The following is a 20,163-nucleotide window of genomic DNA, read 5'->3' on the forward strand; positions in this document are numbered from 1 at the left end:
GCATTTTTCATACGCCGGAAACGATGACGAGCACGCCCAGCGCGGTGCCGGCGTCGCGCAGCCCGGCGCCGAGTTCCTGCAGGGCGGTGACGGCGTTTTCGCCGGCCTGGCGTTCGGCGCTGTCGGGCGCGGCGTTCAACATGCGGTCGAAGGGCTGCGGCAGCGCGGCGATGGCGGCCTCGGCGCGCGCGAAACGCCCGTCGAGCTCGGCGGCCAGCGCCGGTCGCAGCGGTTTGAGCACGCTGGCCAGGCCGCGGCCGTCGCGGCCGTACCAGGCCTGGCGGATGCCCTCGAGCGCGAACACGAAATCCTGGCGCGTGCTGTCGCTGAAGCAGCTCTGCTCGTCTTCCTGCGCACCGGAGTCGAGCGCGACGGCCAGCCGCTCGGAGGCCAGCTCGTGACCGGCCAGGTTGGCGGCGCCGGTCAACACGCGGCCGATCGCCTCGTGCTGCTCCAGCGCCAGGAAGAAGTGCACATAGGCGTCGGCCTGGTCGGCGTTCCACTGGCCTTCGAGCCAGCGCAGGTCGTCCACCACCTGGTCGGCGAGCAGGCCGAGATAGGCGCGGCGGCGGTCGCGCGCGGGATCGCCGGGCAGGTAGTCGGCGGCCGGGCGCGCGCCCGGGCCGTCGGCGGAACGGTCCTGGCCCCAGAGCAGGAACTCGATCGCGTGCCAGCCGGTGGTGACGTCGGCCTCGTCGCTGACCTGGTCGCGCGAGAGGATCGTTTCGCGGGTGATCGGCGTGGCGAACTCGTGCACGAGGCCGGCGTCGGCGTCGCCCTCGACGTAGTCGATCACTGCTTCGTTCAGGGGCCAGGCGTTGAGGCGGCCCTCGGGGCCGGCCGCGCGCGCGGCGCTTTCCGGGCCGTCGATGGGGCCGTCGTAGTAGCGCATCGCCTCGGTGCGCAGGTAGGGCTGGCGCGCCTGCAGCCAGGCGGCGCGGGCGAGTTCGAGGCTGTTGGGCGTGGGGTTGTCGAGCAGGGCGCGGATCGCGCTGCGCAGGCCTTCGGCGGCGACGGCGGCATCGCGGTAGGCGGCGTGCGCGCCCTGGGCGTAGTCGCGCAGGCTGTCCTGGGCGGCATAGGCCGGATCGGAGGCGGCGTCGAGCATCAGCCGGTACTGCGAGGGCACCGAACCCGCTTCGCCGCCCTCGCCCCCTTCGCCGCCCTCACCGCCGTCCTGGGCCGGCATCGCCATCGCGGCGACGGGCAGGCCCGCGACCAGGCAGGTTCCGAGGCGGGTCCAGAGCTTGAGGCGGGAGGTCATGGCGATCCAGAAAAGAAGGGATGCGGGTATTATCGGCCCCATCGCCCCAAATGCAAACCATTCTCAACTGTGACCTCCCTGCTCTGCCTCGCCGATGTGCTCGACCCCGCCGCCTGCGCCGCCGCCCGCGCGCAGTTCGCCGGCCTGCCTGCGCGCGATGGCCGCGCCACCGCCGGCTGGGCGGCGCGCGGCGCCAAGCAGAACCAGCAGCTCGATCCCGCCCACGCCGGCGTCCGCGAGCTGCGTGACCGGCTGGCCGCGGAGGTCGCCGCGCACCCGATGCTGCGCCAGTTCGCGCGGCCGGCGCGGCTGGGCGAACCGCTGCTGAGCCGCTACGGCGTCGGCGACGCCTACGGCCCGCATGTGGACGACGCGCTGATGGGCGAACCGCCGCTGCGCACCGACCTGGCCTGGACCCTGTTCCTGTCCGAACCCGACAGCTACGACGGCGGCGAACTGGTGATCGAATCGCTGGAGGGCGAAACGCCGGTGAAACTGCCGGCCGGGGCCCTGGTGGTCTACGACTGCGGCGCCCTGCACCGGGTCGCGCCGGTGACGCGCGGCGAGCGCCTGGCCTGCGTCGGGTGGATCCAGAGCCGGGTGCGCGACAGCCGCCAGCGGGCCCTGCTGTTCACGCTCGACCAGGCGCGTCGGGCCCTGCATGCGCGCGAAGGCGACAGCGCGGAGTTCCTGCAGCTGAGCCAGGTGCATTCGCAGCTGCTCAGGATGTGGGCGGAAGCCTGAGGCTTCAGAACATCCCGGTCTCCAGCCGCGCCGCATCCGACATCATCGACTGGTTCCAGGGCGGGTCGAACACCAGTTCGACGTCGGCCTCGACGATCGTCGGCACGGCCTCGACCTTGGTGCGTACGTCCTCGACCAGGATGTCGCCCATGCCGCAGCCGGGCGCGGTCAGGGTCATGCGGATGGCGACGGTGCGCTCGCCCTCGGCATTGCGGCCCAGGTCGCAGTCGTAGACCAGACCCAGCTCGACGATGTTGACCGGGATCTCGGGGTCGAAGCAGGTGCGCAGCTGTTCCCAGACCAGCTTCTCGACCTCGGCGTCGCCGGCGCCTTCGGGCAGCTCCAGCGGCGCGGGCTTGGTCTTGCCGATCGCCTCGGCGTCCTCGCCGGCGATGCGGAACAGGTTGCCGTCCACGAACACCGTGAACGAGCCGCCGAGGGCCTGGGTGATGTAGCCGCTGCTGCCCGCGGGCAGGGTCACGACTTCGCCCTGCGGCACCATCACCGCCGCGCAGTCGCGTTCGAACTTCACAGGTTCGCTGGTTCGGGAATAACTCACGGCAGGTATCGCCTGGCGAGAAAGGGGGCTATTTTAGCCCGCCATCTCCCCGGGAAACCGAATTGAGCCCGACGACGGACCGTTCCATGCGCCCCGGGGCGTGGCTGTTCCCCGCCTTCGCCCTGGCGGTCGGCGTATCGGGAGCGGTGGCGGTCTGGCTGGGCCTGGCCATCACCCTGCATTCGACCTGCGCCTGGATGGCGCCGCTGGCGGCCCTGGACATGGTCCTGATGCTGCGCCTCGCCGCTGCGCCGCCCGGGCGGCTGCGCGCCGCCGCCGCCGTACTGGCGACCGCACTCGCCATCGCCGCCAGCTACTGGATGATCGTCGCGACCCAGATGGGCCTGCTGCTGGGCCTGAGCCCGGCCGAATCGGCGCAGCGCCTGGGGCCGGTGCTGGCCGGCGAACTGCTGCGGCATGGCACCGACCACTGGGACATCGCCCTGCCGCTGCTGGCCCTGGCCATCGCCTGGCGCCTGGGCCGCTGAGCGATACGCGGCGGGCTCAGTGCCCGCCGTCCACCGACTTCAGTTCCGCCACCAGCTGGCTCACCGCCGCGGCCGCGTCGCCGTAGAGCATGCGGGTGTTGTCGGCGTAGAACAGCGCGTTTTCGATGCCGGCGAAACCGGTGCCCTTGCCGCGCTTGATCACGATGGTGTTCTTCGAGGCCACCACGTCCAGGATCGGCATGCCGAAGATCGGCGAGGCCGGGTCGGTCTTGGCCACCGGGTTGACCACGTCGTTGGCGCCGATCACCAGCGAGACGTCGGTGGTCGGGAACTCGGGGTTGATGTCGTCCATGTCGGCGATCAGGTCGTAGGGCACGCCCGCTTCGGCCAGCAGCACGTTCATGTGCCCGGGCATGCGGCCCGCCACCGGGTGGATCGCGAACTTCACCTTCACGCCGCGCTTGATCAGCACCTGGGTCAGCTCCCAGACCTTGTGCTGGGCCTGCGCGACCGCCAGGCCGTAACCCGGCACGATCACCACACGTTCGGCATAGGCCATCATCGCCGCGACGTCGCCGGCCTCGATGGGCTTCTGCGCGCCGGAGATCTCCTTGGCCTCGCCAGTGGCGCCGAAGCTGCCGAACAGCACGCTGGCGATCGAACGGTTCATGGCCTTGGCCATCAGCTGGGTCAGCATGGTGCCGGCGGCGCCCACCACCATGCCGGCGATGATCAGCGCCTCGTTCTGCAGCACGTAACCCTCGAAGGCCACGGCCAGGCCGGTCAGCGCGTTGTACAGCGAGATCACCACCGGCATGTCGGCGCCGCCGATCGGCAGCGTCATCAGGATGCCGACCGCCAGCGCGGCGACGAAGAAGCCGATGATCACCGGCTGCTGCAGGCCATAGACGGTGAGCACGCCGAGACCGACCGCGACCAGGAACACCAGGCCGTTGAAGGCCTGCTGGCCCGGGAAGGTGAAGCGCTTGTCCATGCGCCCGTCGAGCTTGGCCCAGGCGATCACCGAACCCGTGAGCGACACCGAGCCGATGAGCGCGCCGACCACGGCCAGCACCAGGGCCGTCTGCGAGGGCGCCACGCCCGCGTCGGAGAACTTCAGCAGCTCCACCGCACCGATCGCCGCCGCCGAACCGCCGCCCAGGCCGTTGTACAGCGCCACCATCTGCGGCATGTCGGTCATCGCGACGCGCTTGCCGGAGATCCAGGCGACGATCGTGCCCAGGAACACCGCCAGTGCGATCAGCCCCAGGTTGTGCAGGCCCGGCAGCAGGAAGGTCGCGATGGTCGCCACCAGCATGCCCGCACCGGCCCAGCGGATGCCGCTGGCCGCCGTCTTGGGCGACGACATGCGCTTGATGCCCAGGATGAACAGCAGGGCCGCGGCGAAATAGCTGGCCTTCACCAGCAGGGGCAGCCAGCTCATGCGCCGCCCTCCTTCTTGGCGCTGGGCTTGAACATCTCGAGCATGCGCTCGGTGACGACATAACCGCCGGCGGCGTTGCCGGCGCCCATCAGCACCGCGAGGAAACCGATCACCTTCTCGGTGGTCGTGTCGGCATGGCCGAGCACCACCATGGCGCCGATCATCACGATGCCGTGCACGAAGTTCGAGCCCGACATCAGCGGCGTGTGCAGGATCACCGGCACCCGGCCGATGATCTCGTAACCGGTGAACGCAGCCAGCATGAAGATGTACAGCGCGACGAAGCCGTCCATGATCCCTCCCCGCGCGGATGCGCGACCGGTTCCATCATAACCGCTGGTTAAACATCGGCCAGTGGGCCGGTCAACTGCGTGCGGAGCCGCCGCGTTCTGGTCGGGGCCACCCAACCCCGGAGGAAATGGCGATGACCCTGTCCACGCGTGTCCCGCTCCTGTTCGCCCTGTCCCTGCTGCTGGCCGCCGGCCCGGCCCTGGCCCATCCCGACGGCGACCGCGTCGAACGCCGCCTCGACCACCGCGGCGATCGCATCGAACACCGCCTCGACCGCCGCGGCGACCGCGTGGACCACCGGCTCGACCATCGCGCCGACCTCGCCGCCACCCACGGCCGCTACGCCCGCGCCGAACGGCTGGACGATCGCGGCGACCGCATCGACCACCGGCTGGACCATCGGGGCGAGCGCATCGACCACCGGCTCGACCGCCGCGGCGCCCGCTACAACCGCTGGCACTGAGCCGGTCAACGGATCCGGCGCGGATGCGTTATACAGCGCCATGGACGGCCTGACCCGCGCCCCGTGATGCCCTTCGACGCCGCCCCCGCCGCGCCGCCCGCCAGCCTGGACCAGTTCCTGGCCTCGGTGGAGCGGCGCGCCTTCCGCATGGCCGAGCTCGCGCTCGGCCACCGCGAGGACGCGCTGGACGCGGTGCAGGAGGCGATGATCAAGCTGGTGGGCTACCGCGAGCGGCCGGCCGAGGAATGGACGCCGCTGTTTTGGAGCATCCTGCGCCGCCAGGTCACCGACCGGCACCGCCGCAACACCGTGCGGCGCCGGGTGATGACCTTCCTGGGCCGGGACGAGGACAGCCGCGAGGATCCGCTGGAAATGCTGCCCGACCCGGGCGAGGATCCCGCCCGCCGCCACGCCGACGCCGAAGCCTGGGCCGCGCTGGGCCGGGCCCTGCGCCAGCTGCCGCGGCGGCAGCGCGAGGCCTACCTGCTGCGCGAGCTGCAGGGCCTGGACGTGGCCGAGACCGCGGCCGCGATGGGCTGCTCCGATGGCTCGGTCAAGACACACCTGTCGCGGGCGATGGCCGCCCTGCGCACCCACCTGGAGGACTGGCGATGACCCGCCCCGACCCGATCACCGACCGCGCGCGCGACCTGTTCGAGCGCGCCAGCGACGGCCTGGACCAGGGCATGGCCTTCCGCCTGCGCCGCGCCCGTCACGAGGCCCAGCAGACACGCCCAGTTCGCCGGGCCGTGCCCGCGCTGGTGCCGGCCGGCGCGTTCGCCGCCGCCGTGCTCGCCCTCGGCCTGGCCTGGTGGCTGCCGCAGCGCGCGGCGATCGCGCCGACCACCGCGCCGGCCGTCGCGGCCAGCACTGCCGAGCTCGACGCCCTGGTCATCGAGGAAGACGCCGAGCTCTACGCCTGGCTGGCCGACGCCCCGGTCGCCACCGTGACCACGGGGCCGCGCCTGTGAACCGCCGGCTCCTGCGCGGCGCGCTGGCCCTGGCCCTGCTGCTGGCGGCGCCGGCCTGGGCCCACTCGGGCGACGGCGCCAGACACGGCCGCGACGATTTCCCGCATGAAGGCCACCCGCGCGGCCCCGCGCCGGTGCCTGCCGGCGTCAGCGTGCCGAGCTGGAGCCAGCTGTCGCCCGAACAGCAGGCGAAGCTGGCCGAACTGGCGCCGCACTGGGACCAGATGCCGGCCTCGCGCCGGGTGCGGGCGCTGGAGCGCCTGGAGCGCAAGGCGCGCTGGGAGGCGATGACGCCCGAACAGCGCGAGAAGCTGCGCGAAGGCGCGCGCAATTTCCGCGACCTGCCGCCGGAGCTGCGGGAGAAGATGCGCATCAGCATGGCCACGCTGCGCCAGCTGCCCGAGGCCGAGCGCAAGGAGCTGTTCCGGCTATGGCGCAGCCTGGATCCCGCGCAGCGCCGCGCCTGGCTTGAACAGGGCGGCCCCGGCATCTCGCCGCCGCCGAAGGCGACGCCCGCCGATCGCCCGCCTCCGGCGCGCTGAGGCGCCGGCCCGCGGCCTCAGGCCTTGCGCTCGCCGGCGTGGGCGAGACAGGTCTTGGCGATCAGCTCGTCATTCCAGTCCAGCGTCAGCGTGCCGTCCTTGAGCGACAGCGCCAGGAAGTTGTAGACGTTGCGCGCGTACATCTCGCTGGCGTGCAGGGAGCCCTGGCTGGCCAGGCTCAGCGGCCCGGCAATCGTCACGCCCTCGGCCTCGAAGGTTTCGCCCGGGCGCGTGAGCTCGCAGTTGCCGCCGGTTTCCGCCGCCAGGTCGACGATGACGCTGCCCGGCCTCATGCCGGCCACCATCGCCGCGGTGATGATCTTCGGGGCCGGCCGGCCCGGCACGGCCGCGGTGGTGACGATCACGTCCACGGTCTTGAGGTGTTCGGCGAGGCGGCGCTGCTGTTCGGCGCGCTCCTCGGCGGTGAGCTCGCGCGCGTAGCCACCCTCGCCCGCGGCGCTGACGCCCAGGTCGAGGAACTTGCCGCCCAGCGACTCGATCTGCTCGCGCGTCTCGGGGCGCACGTCGAAACCTTCCACCTGGGCGCCGAGGCGGCGCGCGGTGGCGATCGCCTGCAGGCCGGCGACACCGGCGCCGACGATCAGCACCTTCGAGGGCCGGATGGTGCCGGCGGCGGTGGTCAGCATCGGGAAATAGCGCGGCGCCAGCTGGGCGGCGATCAGCACGGCCTTGTAGCCGGCCATGCCGGCCTGCGAGCTGAGCACGTCCATGGCCTGGGCGCGGGTGGTGCGCGGCAGGCGCTCGAGCGAGAAGCCGGTGAGCTTGCCCGCGACCAGCGCGTCCACGCGACCGGGATCGGCATGCGGGGCCAGCAGGCCGACGACCACGGCGCCTTGCTTGAGTTTCGCCAGCCGGTGATTGGCCGGTGGCTGCACGCAGACCAGCACGTCCGCCTGGGCCAGGGCCGCATCGCCGTCGTCCACGAGTTCGGCGCCGGCGTAGCTGTCGTCGCGGAAATGCGCCGGCAGGCCGGCGCCACGCTGGATCACCAGGCGCGCGCCGAGGGCGGTGAGTTTTTTCGCAGTTTCCGGGCTCAGCGCCACGCGGCGTTCGCCCGCGGCGGATTCACGGACCAGAACGATGCTCACCGACATGCGCGCCACTCCCCGGAAAGGATGGCTCGATGCTACCGGAAGCGCCGCCGGGGCGGCAGGGGATCAGCCGACTTCGTCGCGCAGCTTGCCCATGACCCGGTGCAGGACCTGGTCGAACACGCCTTCCTGCTCGCGCACCAGCAGGTTGCCTTCCTGCTTCATCGCCGCCAGCTCCTCGACCGAGGCGACCAGCACGCGCACGCCGCGGCGGTTGACGAACATCAGGCGCGAGGAGATCGGGCTGACCCAGGACAGTTTGACCGGGTGGTGCTTGCCGTCTTCGCCGGCGATGTGGATCCAGGTGCCGATCTTGAGCTGGCGCATCAGCTCGACGTCGTCTTCGTTGACCTCCAGCTTGGCCTTGCCGGCCACCACTTCCAGGCGCGGCTTGAGGTCGGCCAGCACGGCGGCCGCGGCGGCGGCCGGGTTGCGGCGTTCCGGCATGGCCACGACGTTTTCGGGCGGGATGATCGTCGACGGCGCCGGGGCCGGCGCCTGCCCGCGGGCGAGGCGCTCGAGGCTGTCGGCCAGGGCGCGCTGCATCTCCTGGGCGGCCTCGCCGATGATGCCGGAGCTGGCCAGCACGTTTTCGATCGGCTCGCGCAGCGCCTGCAGGGCCGGACCGGCCGGCTTGGCCGGTTCGCCGTTGCGCGGCAGCAGGGCCAGCAGGCTGTCGGCAACCGACAGGGCGGACTGCCAGGAGCTGCTTTCCGGGCCTTCGCGCAGGGCGATCATGGACAGGTGGTGGGTCCAGCAGCGGCCCAGGAAATCTTCCATCGCCGGGGTCGGCTGCAGGCCCTGGGTGCGCTGTTCGAGTTCTTTGGACGCCAGGTCGCGGGCCTGCTCCAGGCGCTCCTGGCCGCGCTGGGCCTCGGCGGCGCGGCGCTCGGCCAGCTCGACCCGGCGGCGGTGCTGGTCCAGGAAGGACCGCAGCTCCTGCTCCAGGGTCTCGAAGATGGCGATGTCTTCGTTGAATTCGGCGATCAGGCGGTCGACGGTGTTCTCGGCTTTCTGCAGCAGCTCGCGCTCCTGCGGGCCTTCGCCGCGGTTGCCCTCGACGGCCTCGGCCAGCGAGTTGAGCAGGCGGCGCGCCGGGTGGGTCTTGTAGAGGAAGAGCCGGCGGTCCATCACCGCGGCCTTCACGAACGGCACCACCAGGCGCGAGATCATCGTGCGGGCGGAGTGTTCGAAATCGCGCTCGTCGAACATCACGTCGAAGAGCATGCCGACCAGGTCGACCGCATCCTCGTCGTCCTGGCTCATGCTGACCTGTTCGGGCGGCAGGCCGATGCGGCTGGCGCCACGCAGCAGTTCGTTCTTGAGCAGGGCCGCCAGCGAGACCTCCGGGCGTTCCAACGCCTCGGACACCGCTGCCGGCACGTTGTTCTGCATCAGCGACAGCACCGACATCATTTCCTCGGCGACCATCGGGCGCTGGCCACCGCGGCCGGTCTGGCGGCCGCCGAGCTGCTGCGAACCACCGCCGCCCGGGCGCCAGGCGTGCAGCATCTGCACCAGGGCGTCGAACACGGCGCGGTCTTCGGAGCTGGGCGCGTTGGCGCCCATCGGGGCGTAGTCGGAGGCGGCGGGCGCATACCCGTCGGCGGTGCGCGGCGCGACCATCTCGGGGTGGTGGCCGACGCTACCGGTCTGGGGCTGCGCGGCCTGCGCCGGCTTGGGCGCCGCGGTCACCGGACTGAAGCCGGCGGCGGCGAGGCGGCCGTTGAGGTCCACCAGCAGCTCGCGCAGGTCATGGATGACCTCGCGCTCGTAATACTTGAACAGCACCATGCGCACGTCGGCCGGCACGTCGATGCCGCGGTGCGCTTCGCCGATGGCATTGGCCAGGCTGTGCGCGCTGAGTGGGTTCTGCGCGGCCTCCAGCTGGGCCACGCCGAGCATGCGGGCCAGGCGCCCGGCCAGCTCGTCGAGCAGGTTGCCGTGGACGCGCATGATCGCTTCCGCGGTCAGGTTGGTCGCCAGCTGCTCTTCGAGCTCGCTCTCGTCCAGCAGGGCAAGCACGACATTGCCGTCTCCCTCGCCGGCAAGTTTCGGCGCGGCGCGCTGGTCGAGCTGCTCGAAGCCCTTGTCGAGCTGGTCGCGGAAGCCACGCTCGATCGGCGCGCGGGAATTGCGCAGCGCGCGCATGGCATGCAGGTAGGGCGAACCGGTCGGCGCGCCGTCCTTCTTCGCCAGGTCGAACAGCCAGTCGTCGGCCCGGGCGAACACGCGCGCCAGCACCGACTGCAGGTGCTCGGTGCTGCGCCGGCGCATGGCCGCGATCAGGTCCCGGGCTAGGGCGCCGGGACGGCGGTCGCTGGTGGAAGGGGTGAATTCGCTCATGGGCCTCGGCACGTCCGGGGGGTTTACGCGCTATAGCGTCAGTTTCTTAGACTCTGCCACATGGTTCTGTGAACCCCTTCCCAGAATCCGAGGGAAGGAGGTCCGGGGGGAGCGAATGGTAATCTTGCGCTCATGAATGCCCTCGATGCCCTGCGCCGACGCCGGTCGGTGCCGTCCCGCCTGCTCGGCGAGCCCGGACCCACACCCGACCAGCTCCGGGCCATCCTGAGCGAAGCGGTCCGCGTGCCCGACCACGGCAAACTAACCCCTTGGCGCTTCCTGCGCATCCATGGCCCGGCCCGCCAGGCCCTGGGCGACCTGCTCGCCGCCCGCGCGCTCGAGCGCGACCCGGCCGCACCGCAGGCCGCCGTGGACAAGGACCGTCAGCGCTTCTCACATGCGCCACTGATTCTTGCCGTCATCGCCCGGCTCACGCCCGGCCACAAGGTGCCCGAGCAGGAACAGCTGCTGTCCGGCGGCGCCGTCTGCTTCGCCCTGCTCCAGGCCGCCCAGGCCCTGGGCTTCGGCGCCCAGTGGCTGACCGGCTGGGCCGCCTACGATCCGGTGGTGACCGCCCGCCTGGGCCTGGAAGAAAACGAGAAGGTGCTGGGTTTCATCCACATCGGCACCGCGGCCGAGGAGGCGCCCGAACGCCAGCGCCCCGACCCGGAGCAGCTGCTGGGCGACTGGACCCCGTGAGCGGCCCCGTCCACCTCGTCGACGCCAGCCTGTACGTGTTCCGGGCCTGGCACTCGATGCCGCCGGAGTTCGAGGACCGCGAGGGCTGGCCGGTCAACGCCGTACACGGTTTCGCCCGCTTCCTGCTCGAACTGCTGGAGCGGCAGAAGCCGTCGCGCATCGCCATCGCCTTCGACGAGTCGCTGGACTCGAACTTCCGCAACGACATCTACCCGGCCTACAAAGCCAACCGCGACGCCGCGCCGGAAGAGCTCAAGCGCCAGTTCGCGCACTGCCAGCGCCTGTGCCGCGCGCTCGGCCTGCCGGTGCTGGCCGACGGCCGCTACGAGGCCGACGACCTGATCGGCGCCGCCCTGGGCCATGTGCGCCGCGCCGGCCACGCCGGCCTGATCGTCTCCGCCGACAAGGACCTGTCCCAGCTGCTCGACGCCGACGACGAACAGTGGGACTACGCGCGCAACGAACGCTGGCGCGCCGACGGCGTGAAGGCGCGCTACGGCGTGCACGCCCACCAGATCGCCGACTACCTGGGCCTGACCGGCGACGCCATCGACAACATCCCCGGCGTGCCCGGCATCGGCGCCAAGACCGCCGCCACCCTGCTCGGCCACTTCGGCAGCCTGGACGCGATCTACGAACGCCTCGGCGAAGTGCCCTACCTGCGCCTGCGCGGCAGCGCCCAGCATGCCCAGCGCCTGCAGGAACACCGCGAGACCGCCCTGCTCTCCCGCCGCCTGGCCACCATCGACGTCAACGCCCCCCTGCCCGCCGACTTCGGCACCGCCGAACGCCGCCCGGCGAATGCCGCGGGCCTGGAGGCGATCTGCGAAGACCTGCGCTTCGGCCCCATGACCCGCCGGCGCCTGCTGTCCGCCTGACATCGGCCCGCGCTAGGATCGGCGCATGGACGAACAGCCGAAGACGATGTGGGAAGGCAAGTACCTGCGGCTGGTGACGCGCGGGCGCTGGGAATACGCCGAGCGCACCAACGCCGGCAGCGCGGTGATCGTCATCGCCGTCACGCCCGAGGACAAACTGGTCTTCGTCGAACAGTTCCGCGTGCCGATGAACGCCAACACCATCGAGATGCCCGCCGGCCTGGTCGGCGACATCGACGCCCACGACACCCTGGAAGACGCCGCCCGCCGCGAACTGCTGGAAGAAACCGGCTGGCTGGCCTCCGAGGTCAAGGTGCTGATGGTCGGCCCGACCAGTTCCGGCATGAGCAATGAACTGGTCGCCTTCGTCCGCGCCCGCGGCCTGACCCGCGTTCACGCCGGCGGCGGCGACGAGACCGAGAACATCACCGTGCACGAAGTCCCCGTCGCCGACGCCCCGCGATGGCTCTCGGCCAAGATGGCCGAGGGTTACGCCATGGACGCGAAGCTGTGGGCGGGGCTGTGGCTGATCGATCGCGATCCTGACGGATCACCAGCCTAAGGAAACTGCCGAAACGTTCGGGGCGCCCCCCGGAAACCCTGGAAGGGGCGCAGCGCGGCCGGTCTTTTTCCGGGGCTTCGAAAACAGGGACGTTTTCGAAGAGCCTACATGGACGTATTCACGGCGTCCCCGGAAAAAGACCGGCCGTGATGCGTCCCGCCGCCGGAAACGATCCGGGCGCCATGCACTGAAGCATCAGCGGAAGGAGTCGGTCGCGCGCACCAGGATGTCGGTCAGCTCCGCCTCGAAGGCCGAATGCCCCGCGGTCGGCGCGATCTCCAGCTTCGACTCCGGCCAGGCCTTGTGCAGGTCCCAGGCATTGCGCACCGGGCAGACCACGTCGTAGCGCCCGTGCGCGATCACGCCCGGAATGCCCTTGAGCCGGTGCGCATCGCGCAGCAGCTGGTCGTCGACATCGAAGAAACCGCCGTTGACGAAATAGTGGCACTCGATCCGCGCGAAACTGAGCGCGAAGTGCGGATCCTCGTGGCTGTTGATGAAAGCCTCGTCCTGGCGCAGGAAACTCGTGCTCGCCTCCCACACCGACCACGCCCGCGCCGCCGCCAGCCGCGTCGCCTCGTCGGGCGAGGTCAGGCGCCGGTGATAGGCGCTCATCAGGTCGTGGCGTTCCACCGGCGGAATCGGCGCCAGGTACTTTTCCCACGCGTCGGGAAACAGATTCGAACAGCCTTCCTGATAGAACCACTCCAGTTCCCAGCGCCGCAGCATGAAGATCCCGCGCAGCACCAGCTCCGTCACCTGGCCCGGGTGCGCCTGCGCATAGGCCAGCGCCAGCGTCGACCCCCAGCTGCCGCCGAACACCTGCCAGCGCGCAAGGCCCAGGTGCTTGCGCAGCTTCTCGATGTCGGCGACCAGGTCCCAGGTGGTGTTGTCGACCAGGTCGGCGTGCGGCGTCGAACGCCCGCTGCCGCGCTGGTCGAACAGCACGATGCGGTAGCGCGCCGGGTCGTGAAAACGGCGCATCTTGGCCCCGCAGCCGGCGCCCGGACCACCGTGCAGCAGCACCACCGGCTTGCCCTCGGGATTGCCGCACTGCTCGTAGTAGAGCCGGTGCCGGCCGTCCACGGCCAGGGTGCCGCTGTCGTAGGGTTCGAGTTCGGGGTACAGGCCGCGCATGGGACGCCTCGGATTCCGGGGGAAGCGCGATTCTAGCCCGGGTGCTTGAACTGTCATGCGCATGGCGTATGCTCGGACGCAACATGGGCAGTCCGCCGACGCATCTGAGTCTGGTGGGTACCGGGATGCAGCACCCCCCGGTCGGGCCCACTGCTCCCCGCGAAACGGCCATCCCGCGCGTACTTTCCCTCGATGCCCACGGCCGCATCCTCGACTGGATGCAGTGGCAGGATGCCGTTTGCCTCTACGCCCGCGGCGCCGTCGCGTGGACCCTGGGCGATCCCTGCCTAACCGTGCACGGCGGCACCAACCGCTTCAGCGGCCTGCAGAGCGTCATCGAACTGCATCCCATCGTCGCCGCCCGCGGCCATGCCCACGCCAAGGCCCTGAACCCGTCACCGGCGCTGACCAACACCGCGCTGTTCGCCCGCGACGCCAACCTCTGCCTTTACTGCGGCAACGAATACAGCCGCAGTGCCCTGACCCGCGACCACGTCATCCCGGTGTCCAAGGGCGGCCGCGACGTCTGGGAGAACGTGGTCTGCGCCTGTTTCATGTGCAATTCCCGCAAGGGCGGGCGCACCCCGCAGCAGGCCGGCATGCCCCTGCTGGCCGTGCCCTACCGGCCCAGCTGGGTCGAACACCTGATCCTGTCCAACCGGCACATCCTCGCCGACCAGATGGCCTTCCTGAAAAGCCACCTGCCCAAGCGGCCGCGAAGGCCGGTTTGAGGCCATTTGACGGGACCCGGCCCGCCGGCCGACACTGCCGGCCTTCACGTCGCCCCGGGCGTCGTGATCAGGGGGAATACAGGTAATGACCAAGCACAGCATCTGTTTCGCCGGCCTTTCCCGCGAGGAAGAAGCCGAAGTCGTGTCACGTTTCAAGCAGGCCAACGCCCGCACCGGCAACAAATGGCTGGTGACGCCGGAAACCGAAGCCGCGGTGCTGGTGATCGACATGGACTCCATGTACGGCCAGATGAGCCTGATGAAGGCCATCGGCACCGGCAAGATCCTGGTCGCGCTCACCGCCAGCGGCCGCGCCGAAACCGACTACGTGCTCCAGCGCCCGGTCACCGCCGATGCGCTGGTGGCACTGTTCGAGCAGATCGACGGCGCCGCGCCCTCAGCTGCCGCGGAGGCGCCCGAGCCCGTCGCCGCTCCGGCTCCCGCCGCGCCGGCTCCGCCGCCGGCCGCTCCTGCCCCGGCCGCCCCCGCGCCGGTCCAGGTACCGGCCGCCGCCGCGCCGGCGCCTTCGCCCCGGGTCACCTCGGAGCAGCCCGCCTTCGTCCCGCCCGCCCGCGCGGCCGAACCGCGCCTGGCCGACTACCTGCGCCCCGGCGCCCTGGCCGGCCCCGTCCGCCTGCAGCTGACCGGCGCCCCGGACCTGGTGCTCGATCCCGCCACCCAGACCTATCTGTCGGGCGCCTCGCTCAAGCCGCTGGCGCCGTATTGCTCGGCGATCATCCGCGAGTCCGACCTGGCGCCGGTGGATCCGGCCCAGCTGCCGGGTCTTTCCGCGCAGCTCGGCGGCAGCCAGCCCTGGGCGCGCCTGGCCTGGCTGTGCGCGCTCACCGGTGGCAACGGCGCGCTCGCGCCGGGCTACGGCCCGAACGACCGCTACAAGCTGCTCAAGTGGCCGCAGACCGAGCGTGAGTTCCCCAAGCACTTCCGCATCGCCACGGTGATGATGAAGGGCCCGGCCAACCTGACCGAGATCGCCGAACAGAGCGGCGTCGGCCTGGCCGAGGTGATCGACTTCGTGAACGCCAGCCTGGTGTCGGGCGTCGCCGAAGCCGACGTGCCCGCACCCGCCTCCGCCAGCCCCGACAAGGGCGGCCTGCTGGGACGTTTCCGCCGCTGATTCACGCGCGCCCGCCGGCCTCGCCGGCGGGCGCCGCTTCAGCTTCGGGCAAGACTCGCCTTGCCCCGGGGGACAGGGTGCCGGACAATTTGCGCCTGCCCCCAAGCCAGACCCCTGATGGACTCCCAGCGCTATCCGCGCCTCTCCCGCATTGCCGTCCCCGCTGACCTGCGCCAGTTCCCGGAAACCGAGCTGCCGGCCATCGCCGACGAACTGCGGGCCTACCTGATCGAGCAGGTCAGCCAGTCGGGCGGCCATTTCGGCGCGGGCCTGGGCGTGATCGAGCTGACGGTGGCGCTGCACCACGTTTTCGAGACCCCGGTCGACCGCCTGGTCTGGGACGTCGGCCACCAGTGTTATCCGCACAAGATCCTGACCGGCCGCGCCGAAACCATCCACACCGTCAAGCAGAAGGACGGCGTCGCGCCCTTCCCCAAGCGCGACGAGAGCGAATACGACACCTTCGGCGTCGGCCACAGCTCGACCTCGATCTCGGCGGCGCTGGGCATGGCGATCGCGCTGCAGTCCCAGGGCGACCCGCGCAAGGTCGTCGCGGTGATCGGCGACGGCGCGATGACTGCCGGCATGGCCTTCGAGGCGCTCAACCACGCCGGCGGCATGGATCCGGAGCCGGACCTGCTGGTCATCCTCAACGACAACCGGATGTCGATCTCCGAAAACGTCGGCGGCCTGACCAAGATGCTCGGCCGGCTTTCCGGCAGCCGCACCCTCAACGCCATCCGCGAGGGCGGCAAGAAGCTGTTCGGCGACAAGCGCAAGCCGGCCGCGCGCTTCATGCGCCGCTGGGAAGAACACTGGAAGGGCATGTTCGTGCCCTCCACCCTGTTCGAGGAAATGGGCTTCCACTACACCGGCCCGATCGACGGCCACGACGTGCCGGCCCTGGTCGCCACGCTCAACACGCTCAAGGGTCTCAAGGGCCCGCAGCTGCTGCACGTGATCACCACCAAGGGCAAGGGTTACGAGCGGGCCGAAGGCGACCAGATCGAATACCACGCGGTCGGTCCCTTCGACCCCAGCGTCGGCATCGTCAAGAAGGCCGGCCCGGCCAAACCGACCTACACTCAGGTGTTCGGCGACTGGCTCTGCGACATGGCCGCGGCCGATCCCAAGCTGCTGGGCATCACGCCGGCGATGCGCGAAGGTTCGGGCCTGGTGCGCTTCAGCAAGGAATACCCGGCGCGTTATTTCGACGTCGCCATCGCCGAACAGCACGCGGTGACGCTGGCCGCCGGCATGGCGGTCGAGGGCGCCAAGCCCGTGGTCGCGATCTATTCGAGCTTCCTGCAGCGCGGTTACGACCAGCTGATCCACGACGTGGCGCTGCAGGACCTGGACGTGCTGTTCGCGGTCGACCGCGGCGGCGTGGTCGGCCCCGACGGCGCCACCCATGCCGGCAGCTTCGACCTGAGCTTCCTGCGCTGCATCCCGAACATGGTGGTGATGGCCCCCGCCGACGAAAACGAATGCCGGCAGATGCTCAGCACCGGTTTCCACTACGCCGGCCCGGCGGCCGTGCGCTATCCGCGCGGCAGCGGCCCGGGCGTGGCCGTGCAGCCGGCGCTCGACACCCTGCCGATCGGCAAGGCCGAGCTGCGCCAGCGCGGTGGCCGCCTCGCCCTGCTCGCCTTCGGCGCCCTGGTGCCGGCGGCGGAGAAGGTCGGCCGCGAGCTCGGCCTGACCGTGGTCAACATGCGCTTCGTCAAGCCGCTCGACCGCGCGCTGCTGCTCGAGCTGGCCAAGACCCACGAGGGCTTCGTGACGCTCGAGGACAACGTGGTGATGGGCGGCGCCGGCAGCGCCGTGGCCGAACTGCTGGCCGCCGAGGCGATCACCCTGCCCGTGCAACACCTGGGCCTGCCCGACGCCTATCAGGAACACGCCAGCCGCGAACAGCTGCTGGCCGAAGCCGGCCTGGACGCCGACGGCATCCGCGCCGCCCTGCTCAAGCGCTGGCCCGTCCTCGCCGGCGATCCGCCGCGCGCCGTCACCGCCTGACACTGGCCCGACACCGGCCACCGCGCGTGGCCGGATCATCCGCTCCGACGCGATAAGGCCCTTGCCCGCGTCCGCGCGGCGGGGTCCCCCGGGCCTTGTTAGAGTGGACGCGCCCTCCGGACTGGAGCCCCCCCCCGATGCGCCGCCCCCGCCTTGTCGCCGCCCTTGCCCTGTCCGTGCTGATCGCCGCCTGCGGCGGTGAACCGCCCCCGGCCGATCCGTCCAGCGACGCCGCCGCCGTCGCGCCTGAAAGCGATACATCCGACGGCGTCGGCGAGACGGCGGCCACCGCGGCCGCGGAGTCCGATTCCGGCACTCCGGGCGACCTGGAGGCTTTCGACGATGGCGCCGAAGCCGCGGGGCTCAAGGACGGCGGCACCGCCAGCCTCGACGATCTGCAGGACCTGCCCTTCGGCGCCGCCCTGGCCGAAGCCGCGCGCCGCGCCGAAGGCGAGACCTTCGACCCGTCGACCGCGCCGGCGGAAGGCCCGGTGCCCGGCGTCGACGGCAAACCCGCCGATGCCGCGGCGCAGATGGCCGACGCCACCGCCCGCCTCGAGCAGCAAAAGGCGCAGATGGCCGCGGTGATGGCGGCGATGCAGGAACTCGCCGCAGCCGGCAGCGATCCGGAAAAACGCGCCGCCGCGATGGAAAAAGTGAAGGCCAGCCAGCGCGCGATGCGCGACCAGCAGCTGCAGGCCGAATCCGACCGCCGCGCCGACGCGCTCGAAGGCCTGCCCGAGGACTGGAAGCAGATCCGCCTGGTGCGCAAGGACGCGCCCGAGGCCGACCTGCTGGTGCAGCTGGGCGACATCGACAACATGGGCTTCGGCTGGCCCAACGGTTTCGACCCGTTCACCGGCAAATCCACGCCGGCACATCGTTTTCCCTACCTGCCCGAGTCCGACGATCCGGCCGGCACCGACCGCATCATGGTGGTCAGCGGCCACACCGGTGGCGTGCGCGCCGATGGCTACACCCAGCAGACCTCGCGCCCGTCCAACCAGCCCACGCCGCTGGTGCTGGAGTTCGACCTGCACGGCGTGGAGGTGAAGACGGTGGCGCTGCAGCTGTTCGTCGACGACTTCCAGTCCAAGACCATGAAGAGCCAGTTCCGCGCCTGGATCGACGGCCGCGAGCTCAGCGACGTCGCCGTGGTGCTCAACGCGCTCGACCAGACCGGCCCGATCGGCAAGCTGCTGACCCTGCAGCTGCTGCCCGAATACGTGGACACGGTGCGCGACGGCCGCGTCGAGATCCGCATCGACGACCCGGACAACAACGCGGGCGACGGCTTCGCCTTCGACTTCGTGCGCCTGCTGGTCAATCCCAAGGGCTACGCCTACACCGGCACCGTGCGCGGCATCGCCGTCGACACCAAGGCCGGCCGCCCGCTGGCCGGCGTGCTGGTCTCGGCCGGCAATGTCGTGCAGGCGCTGAGCGACGACAAGGGCGGCTTCGTGCTGGAGAAGGTGCCGGCCGGCCTGGTGGTGACCACCGGCAGCAAGCCCGACTACAGCTCCGACAGCGAGGCCGCCGACCTGGTCTCGGGTGAAACCGTGGACGTGGTGCTGGAGCTGACACCGACCGAAAAGGACAGCGAATCGCTGGCCGAGGAACTCGAGCGCGTCGGCAAGGTGGACCTCTACGGCATCTACTTCGACACCGCCAAGGCCACGCTCAAGCCCGAGTCCGAAACGACGCTGCAGCAGGTACTGGGCGTGCTGACGGCGGATCCGGGGCTGAAGCTGGTGATCGCCGGCCACACCGACAGCGAAGGCGGCGACGGCTACAACCAGGAGCTGTCGGAGCAGCGCGCCGCTTCGGTGGTGGCCTGGCTCACCGGCAAGGGCGTGGATGCCGGCCGGCTGTCTTCGGAAGGCCTGGGCGAATCGCGCCCGGTCGCCGACAACGGCAATGCCGCCGGCCGCGCGCTCAACCGCCGCGTCGAGGTCCGCGTCGCCGACTGAAGGGCGAAGGCCTCAGCCGTCGTGCCGCCCCATCGTCACCCGCTCGCGGCCCTCAAGGTCGCGGGCGGTGGCCACGCGGTGGAAGCCCGCCGCCGTGAACAGGCCGCGCACGGCGTTTCCCTGGTCGTAGCCGTGTTCGATCAGCAGCCAGCCGCCGGGCAGCAGGTGCGCGGGCGCGTCGGCGACGATGCGGCGGATCGCGTCCAGCCCGTCGGGACCCGAGGCCAGGGCCGAACGCGGCTCGAAGCGCAGATCACCCTGCAGCAGATGCGGGTCGCCTTCGGCGATGTAGGGCGGATTGCTGACCACCATGCGGAACACTTCGCCCGCCACCGGCGCGAACCAACTGCCCTGCAGCAGGCGCAGCGGCAGTCCGGCATCGGCGGCGTTGGCGCGGGCGACGTCCAGCGCCGCGTTGCTCAGGTCCACCGCGGTCATGTCCACCAGCGGGCGTTCGCTGGCGATGGCCAAGGCGATCGCGCCGGTGCCGGTGCCCAGGTCCAGCACCTGGCCCATCTGCTCGGCCGGCAGGTGCTCGAGCGCCAGTTCGACCAGCAGCTCGGTTTCCGGGCGCGGGATCAGGGTGTCGGCGGTGACCGCCAGGTCCAGCGACCAGAAGCCGCGATGGCCGACGATCTGCGCGACCGGCTCGCCGTGGTCACGACGGCGCAGCAGGGCCTCGAAGGTGCGCGCGTCGTCGGGTTCGAGCACGTCGCCGGCGTGGGCGTAGAACCAGCTGCGCGGCCGCTGCAGCGCGTGCGCCAGCAGCAGTTCGGCCTCCAGCCGCGCTTCGTCGCCCGGAAGGCGCGCGGCGGCGTCGCGGATGGCGTGCGCCAGCGTCGTCACC

Annotated in this window: 20 protein-coding genes and 1 pseudogene; 13 read left to right on the forward strand and 8 right to left on the reverse strand. The window is 71.1% G+C overall.

All coding sequences use genetic code 11. The features are described from left to right. Window positions 1-7: 7 nt before the first annotated feature. Entirely contained in the window at window positions 8-1,264 is a 1,257-nt protein-coding gene (locus E1B00_RS09230) for an imelysin family protein (RefSeq protein ID WP_176693186.1), read from the reverse strand. 69 nt (window positions 1,265-1,333) lie between these two features. Between E1B00_RS09230 and E1B00_RS15615 the strand changes: the two genes are divergently transcribed. Beyond that, window positions 1,334-2,008 (forward strand): Fe2+-dependent dioxygenase, encoded by a 675-nt coding sequence (locus E1B00_RS15615; protein ID WP_176693187.1) that lies wholly within the window; start codon window positions 1,334-1,336, stop codon window positions 2,006-2,008. 4 nt (window positions 2,009-2,012) lie between these two features. Here the strand turns inward: E1B00_RS15615 and sufT are convergent, their stop codons facing one another. Next, window positions 2,013-2,567, reverse strand: coding sequence for a putative Fe-S cluster assembly protein SufT (sufT, locus tag E1B00_RS09240; protein ID WP_281280692.1), 555 nt, complete (start codon window positions 2,565-2,567; stop codon window positions 2,013-2,015). A gap of 86 nt (window positions 2,568-2,653) precedes the next feature. On the opposite strand from sufT, the gene E1B00_RS09245 reads away from it, so the two are divergent. After that, window positions 2,654-3,055: a hypothetical protein gene (locus tag E1B00_RS09245; RefSeq protein ID WP_139448033.1), complete on the forward strand. Its 402-nt coding sequence runs from the start codon at window positions 2,654-2,656 to the stop codon at window positions 3,053-3,055. Window positions 3,056-3,071: 16 nt separating this feature from the next. Here E1B00_RS09245 and E1B00_RS09250 read toward each other — a convergent pair whose 3' ends face one another. Beyond that, window positions 3,072-4,460, reverse strand: coding sequence for an NAD(P)(+) transhydrogenase (Re/Si-specific) subunit beta (locus E1B00_RS09250; protein ID WP_139448035.1), 1,389 nt, complete (start codon window positions 4,458-4,460; stop codon window positions 3,072-3,074). Further along, the gene (locus tag E1B00_RS09255; RefSeq protein WP_139448934.1) at window positions 4,457-4,756 is read right to left on the reverse strand and encodes an NAD(P) transhydrogenase subunit alpha part 2; all 300 of its coding nucleotides are present in this window, start codon (window positions 4,754-4,756) and stop codon (window positions 4,457-4,459) included. Before E1B00_RS09255 ends, E1B00_RS09250 begins: the two co-directional genes overlap by 4 nt. A gap of 128 nt (window positions 4,757-4,884) precedes the next feature. Between E1B00_RS09255 and E1B00_RS09260 the strand changes: the two genes are divergently transcribed. The 4 genes from E1B00_RS09260 to E1B00_RS15625 all read left to right on the forward strand — a co-directional run bounded on the left by E1B00_RS09260 (window position 4,885) and on the right by E1B00_RS15625 (window position 6,727). Further along, window positions 4,885-5,214 (forward strand): hypothetical protein, encoded by a 330-nt coding sequence (locus E1B00_RS09260; RefSeq protein WP_139448037.1) that lies wholly within the window; start codon window positions 4,885-4,887, stop codon window positions 5,212-5,214. 66 nt (window positions 5,215-5,280) lie between these two features. Next, window positions 5,281-5,829: an RNA polymerase sigma factor gene (locus E1B00_RS09265; protein ID WP_139448039.1), complete on the forward strand. Its 549-nt coding sequence runs from the start codon at window positions 5,281-5,283 to the stop codon at window positions 5,827-5,829. Next, window positions 5,826-6,185, forward strand: coding sequence for a hypothetical protein (locus E1B00_RS15620; RefSeq protein ID WP_176693188.1), 360 nt, complete (start codon window positions 5,826-5,828; stop codon window positions 6,183-6,185). Before E1B00_RS09265 ends, E1B00_RS15620 begins: the two co-directional genes overlap by 4 nt. Next, window positions 6,182-6,727 carry a DUF3106 domain-containing protein gene (locus E1B00_RS15625; protein ID WP_176693189.1) on the forward strand — a complete coding sequence of 182 codons (546 nt, stop codon included), beginning with the start codon at window positions 6,182-6,184 and terminating at the stop codon, window positions 6,725-6,727. The genes E1B00_RS15620 and E1B00_RS15625 overlap by 4 nt, the downstream gene beginning before the upstream one ends. Before the next feature lie 17 nt (window positions 6,728-6,744). Here E1B00_RS15625 and E1B00_RS09275 read toward each other — a convergent pair whose 3' ends face one another. Both E1B00_RS09275 and E1B00_RS09280 read right to left on the reverse strand, forming a co-directional pair. Beyond that, on the reverse strand, window positions 6,745-7,842 hold the full coding sequence (locus tag E1B00_RS09275) for an NAD(P) transhydrogenase subunit alpha (RefSeq protein ID WP_139448043.1): 1,098 nt from the start codon (window positions 7,840-7,842) through the stop codon (window positions 6,745-6,747). Between the two features lie 63 nt (window positions 7,843-7,905). After that, window positions 7,906-10,185: a DUF1631 family protein gene (locus tag E1B00_RS09280; protein ID WP_139448045.1), complete on the reverse strand. Its 2,280-nt coding sequence runs from the start codon at window positions 10,183-10,185 to the stop codon at window positions 7,906-7,908. 132 nt (window positions 10,186-10,317) lie between these two features. On the opposite strand from E1B00_RS09280, the gene E1B00_RS09285 reads away from it, so the two are divergent. Genes E1B00_RS09285 through E1B00_RS09295 form a run of 3 tightly spaced genes read left to right on the forward strand, consistent with a single transcriptional unit; the run spans window position 10,318 to window position 12,324 of the window. After that, window positions 10,318-10,884, forward strand: coding sequence for a nitroreductase family protein (locus tag E1B00_RS09285; protein WP_139448047.1), 567 nt, complete (start codon window positions 10,318-10,320; stop codon window positions 10,882-10,884). Continuing rightward, window positions 10,872-11,762 (forward strand): 5'-3' exonuclease, encoded by an 891-nt coding sequence (locus E1B00_RS09290; protein ID WP_139448936.1) that lies wholly within the window; start codon window positions 10,872-10,874, stop codon window positions 11,760-11,762. Before E1B00_RS09285 ends, E1B00_RS09290 begins: the two co-directional genes overlap by 13 nt. A gap of 25 nt (window positions 11,763-11,787) precedes the next feature. Further along, window positions 11,788-12,324 carry an NUDIX hydrolase gene (locus E1B00_RS09295; protein ID WP_139448049.1) on the forward strand — a complete coding sequence of 179 codons (537 nt, stop codon included), beginning with the start codon at window positions 11,788-11,790 and terminating at the stop codon, window positions 12,322-12,324. A gap of 195 nt (window positions 12,325-12,519) precedes the next feature. Here E1B00_RS09295 and pip read toward each other — a convergent pair whose 3' ends face one another. After that, entirely contained in the window at window positions 12,520-13,461 is a 942-nt protein-coding gene (gene pip, locus E1B00_RS09300; protein ID WP_139448051.1) for a prolyl aminopeptidase, read from the reverse strand. Between the two features lie 176 nt (window positions 13,462-13,637). Here pip and E1B00_RS09305 point away from each other — a divergent pair. From E1B00_RS09305 to E1B00_RS09320, 4 genes and pseudogenes are all read left to right on the forward strand, one after another. Further along, a pseudogene (locus E1B00_RS09305) lies at window positions 13,638-14,192 on the forward strand (HNH endonuclease); the annotation flags it as partial. An 85-nt stretch (window positions 14,193-14,277) separates the two neighbouring features. After that, window positions 14,278-15,327, forward strand: coding sequence for a hypothetical protein (locus tag E1B00_RS15630; protein WP_176693190.1), 1,050 nt, complete (start codon window positions 14,278-14,280; stop codon window positions 15,325-15,327). Window positions 15,328-15,441: 114 nt separating this feature from the next. Further along, window positions 15,442-17,346 carry a 1-deoxy-D-xylulose-5-phosphate synthase gene (gene dxs / locus E1B00_RS09315; RefSeq protein WP_139448938.1) on the forward strand — a complete coding sequence of 635 codons (1,905 nt, stop codon included), beginning with the start codon at window positions 15,442-15,444 and terminating at the stop codon, window positions 17,344-17,346. 137 nt (window positions 17,347-17,483) lie between these two features. Next, window positions 17,484-19,316, forward strand: a complete 1,833-nt coding sequence (locus E1B00_RS09320) for an OmpA family protein (protein WP_139448056.1) — start codon at window positions 17,484-17,486, stop codon at window positions 19,314-19,316. Between the two features lie 12 nt (window positions 19,317-19,328). Here E1B00_RS09320 and prmC read toward each other — a convergent pair whose 3' ends face one another. Further along, entirely contained in the window at window positions 19,329-20,162 is an 834-nt protein-coding gene (gene prmC / locus E1B00_RS09325; RefSeq protein WP_246048637.1) for a peptide chain release factor N(5)-glutamine methyltransferase, read from the reverse strand. Between the last annotated feature and the right edge of the window lies 1 nt (window position 20,163).

It is taken from the genome of Arenimonas terrae, assembly GCF_006265115.1.
In the GTDB taxonomy this organism is placed as follows: Bacteria; Pseudomonadota; Gammaproteobacteria; order Xanthomonadales; family Xanthomonadaceae; genus Arenimonas; species Arenimonas terrae.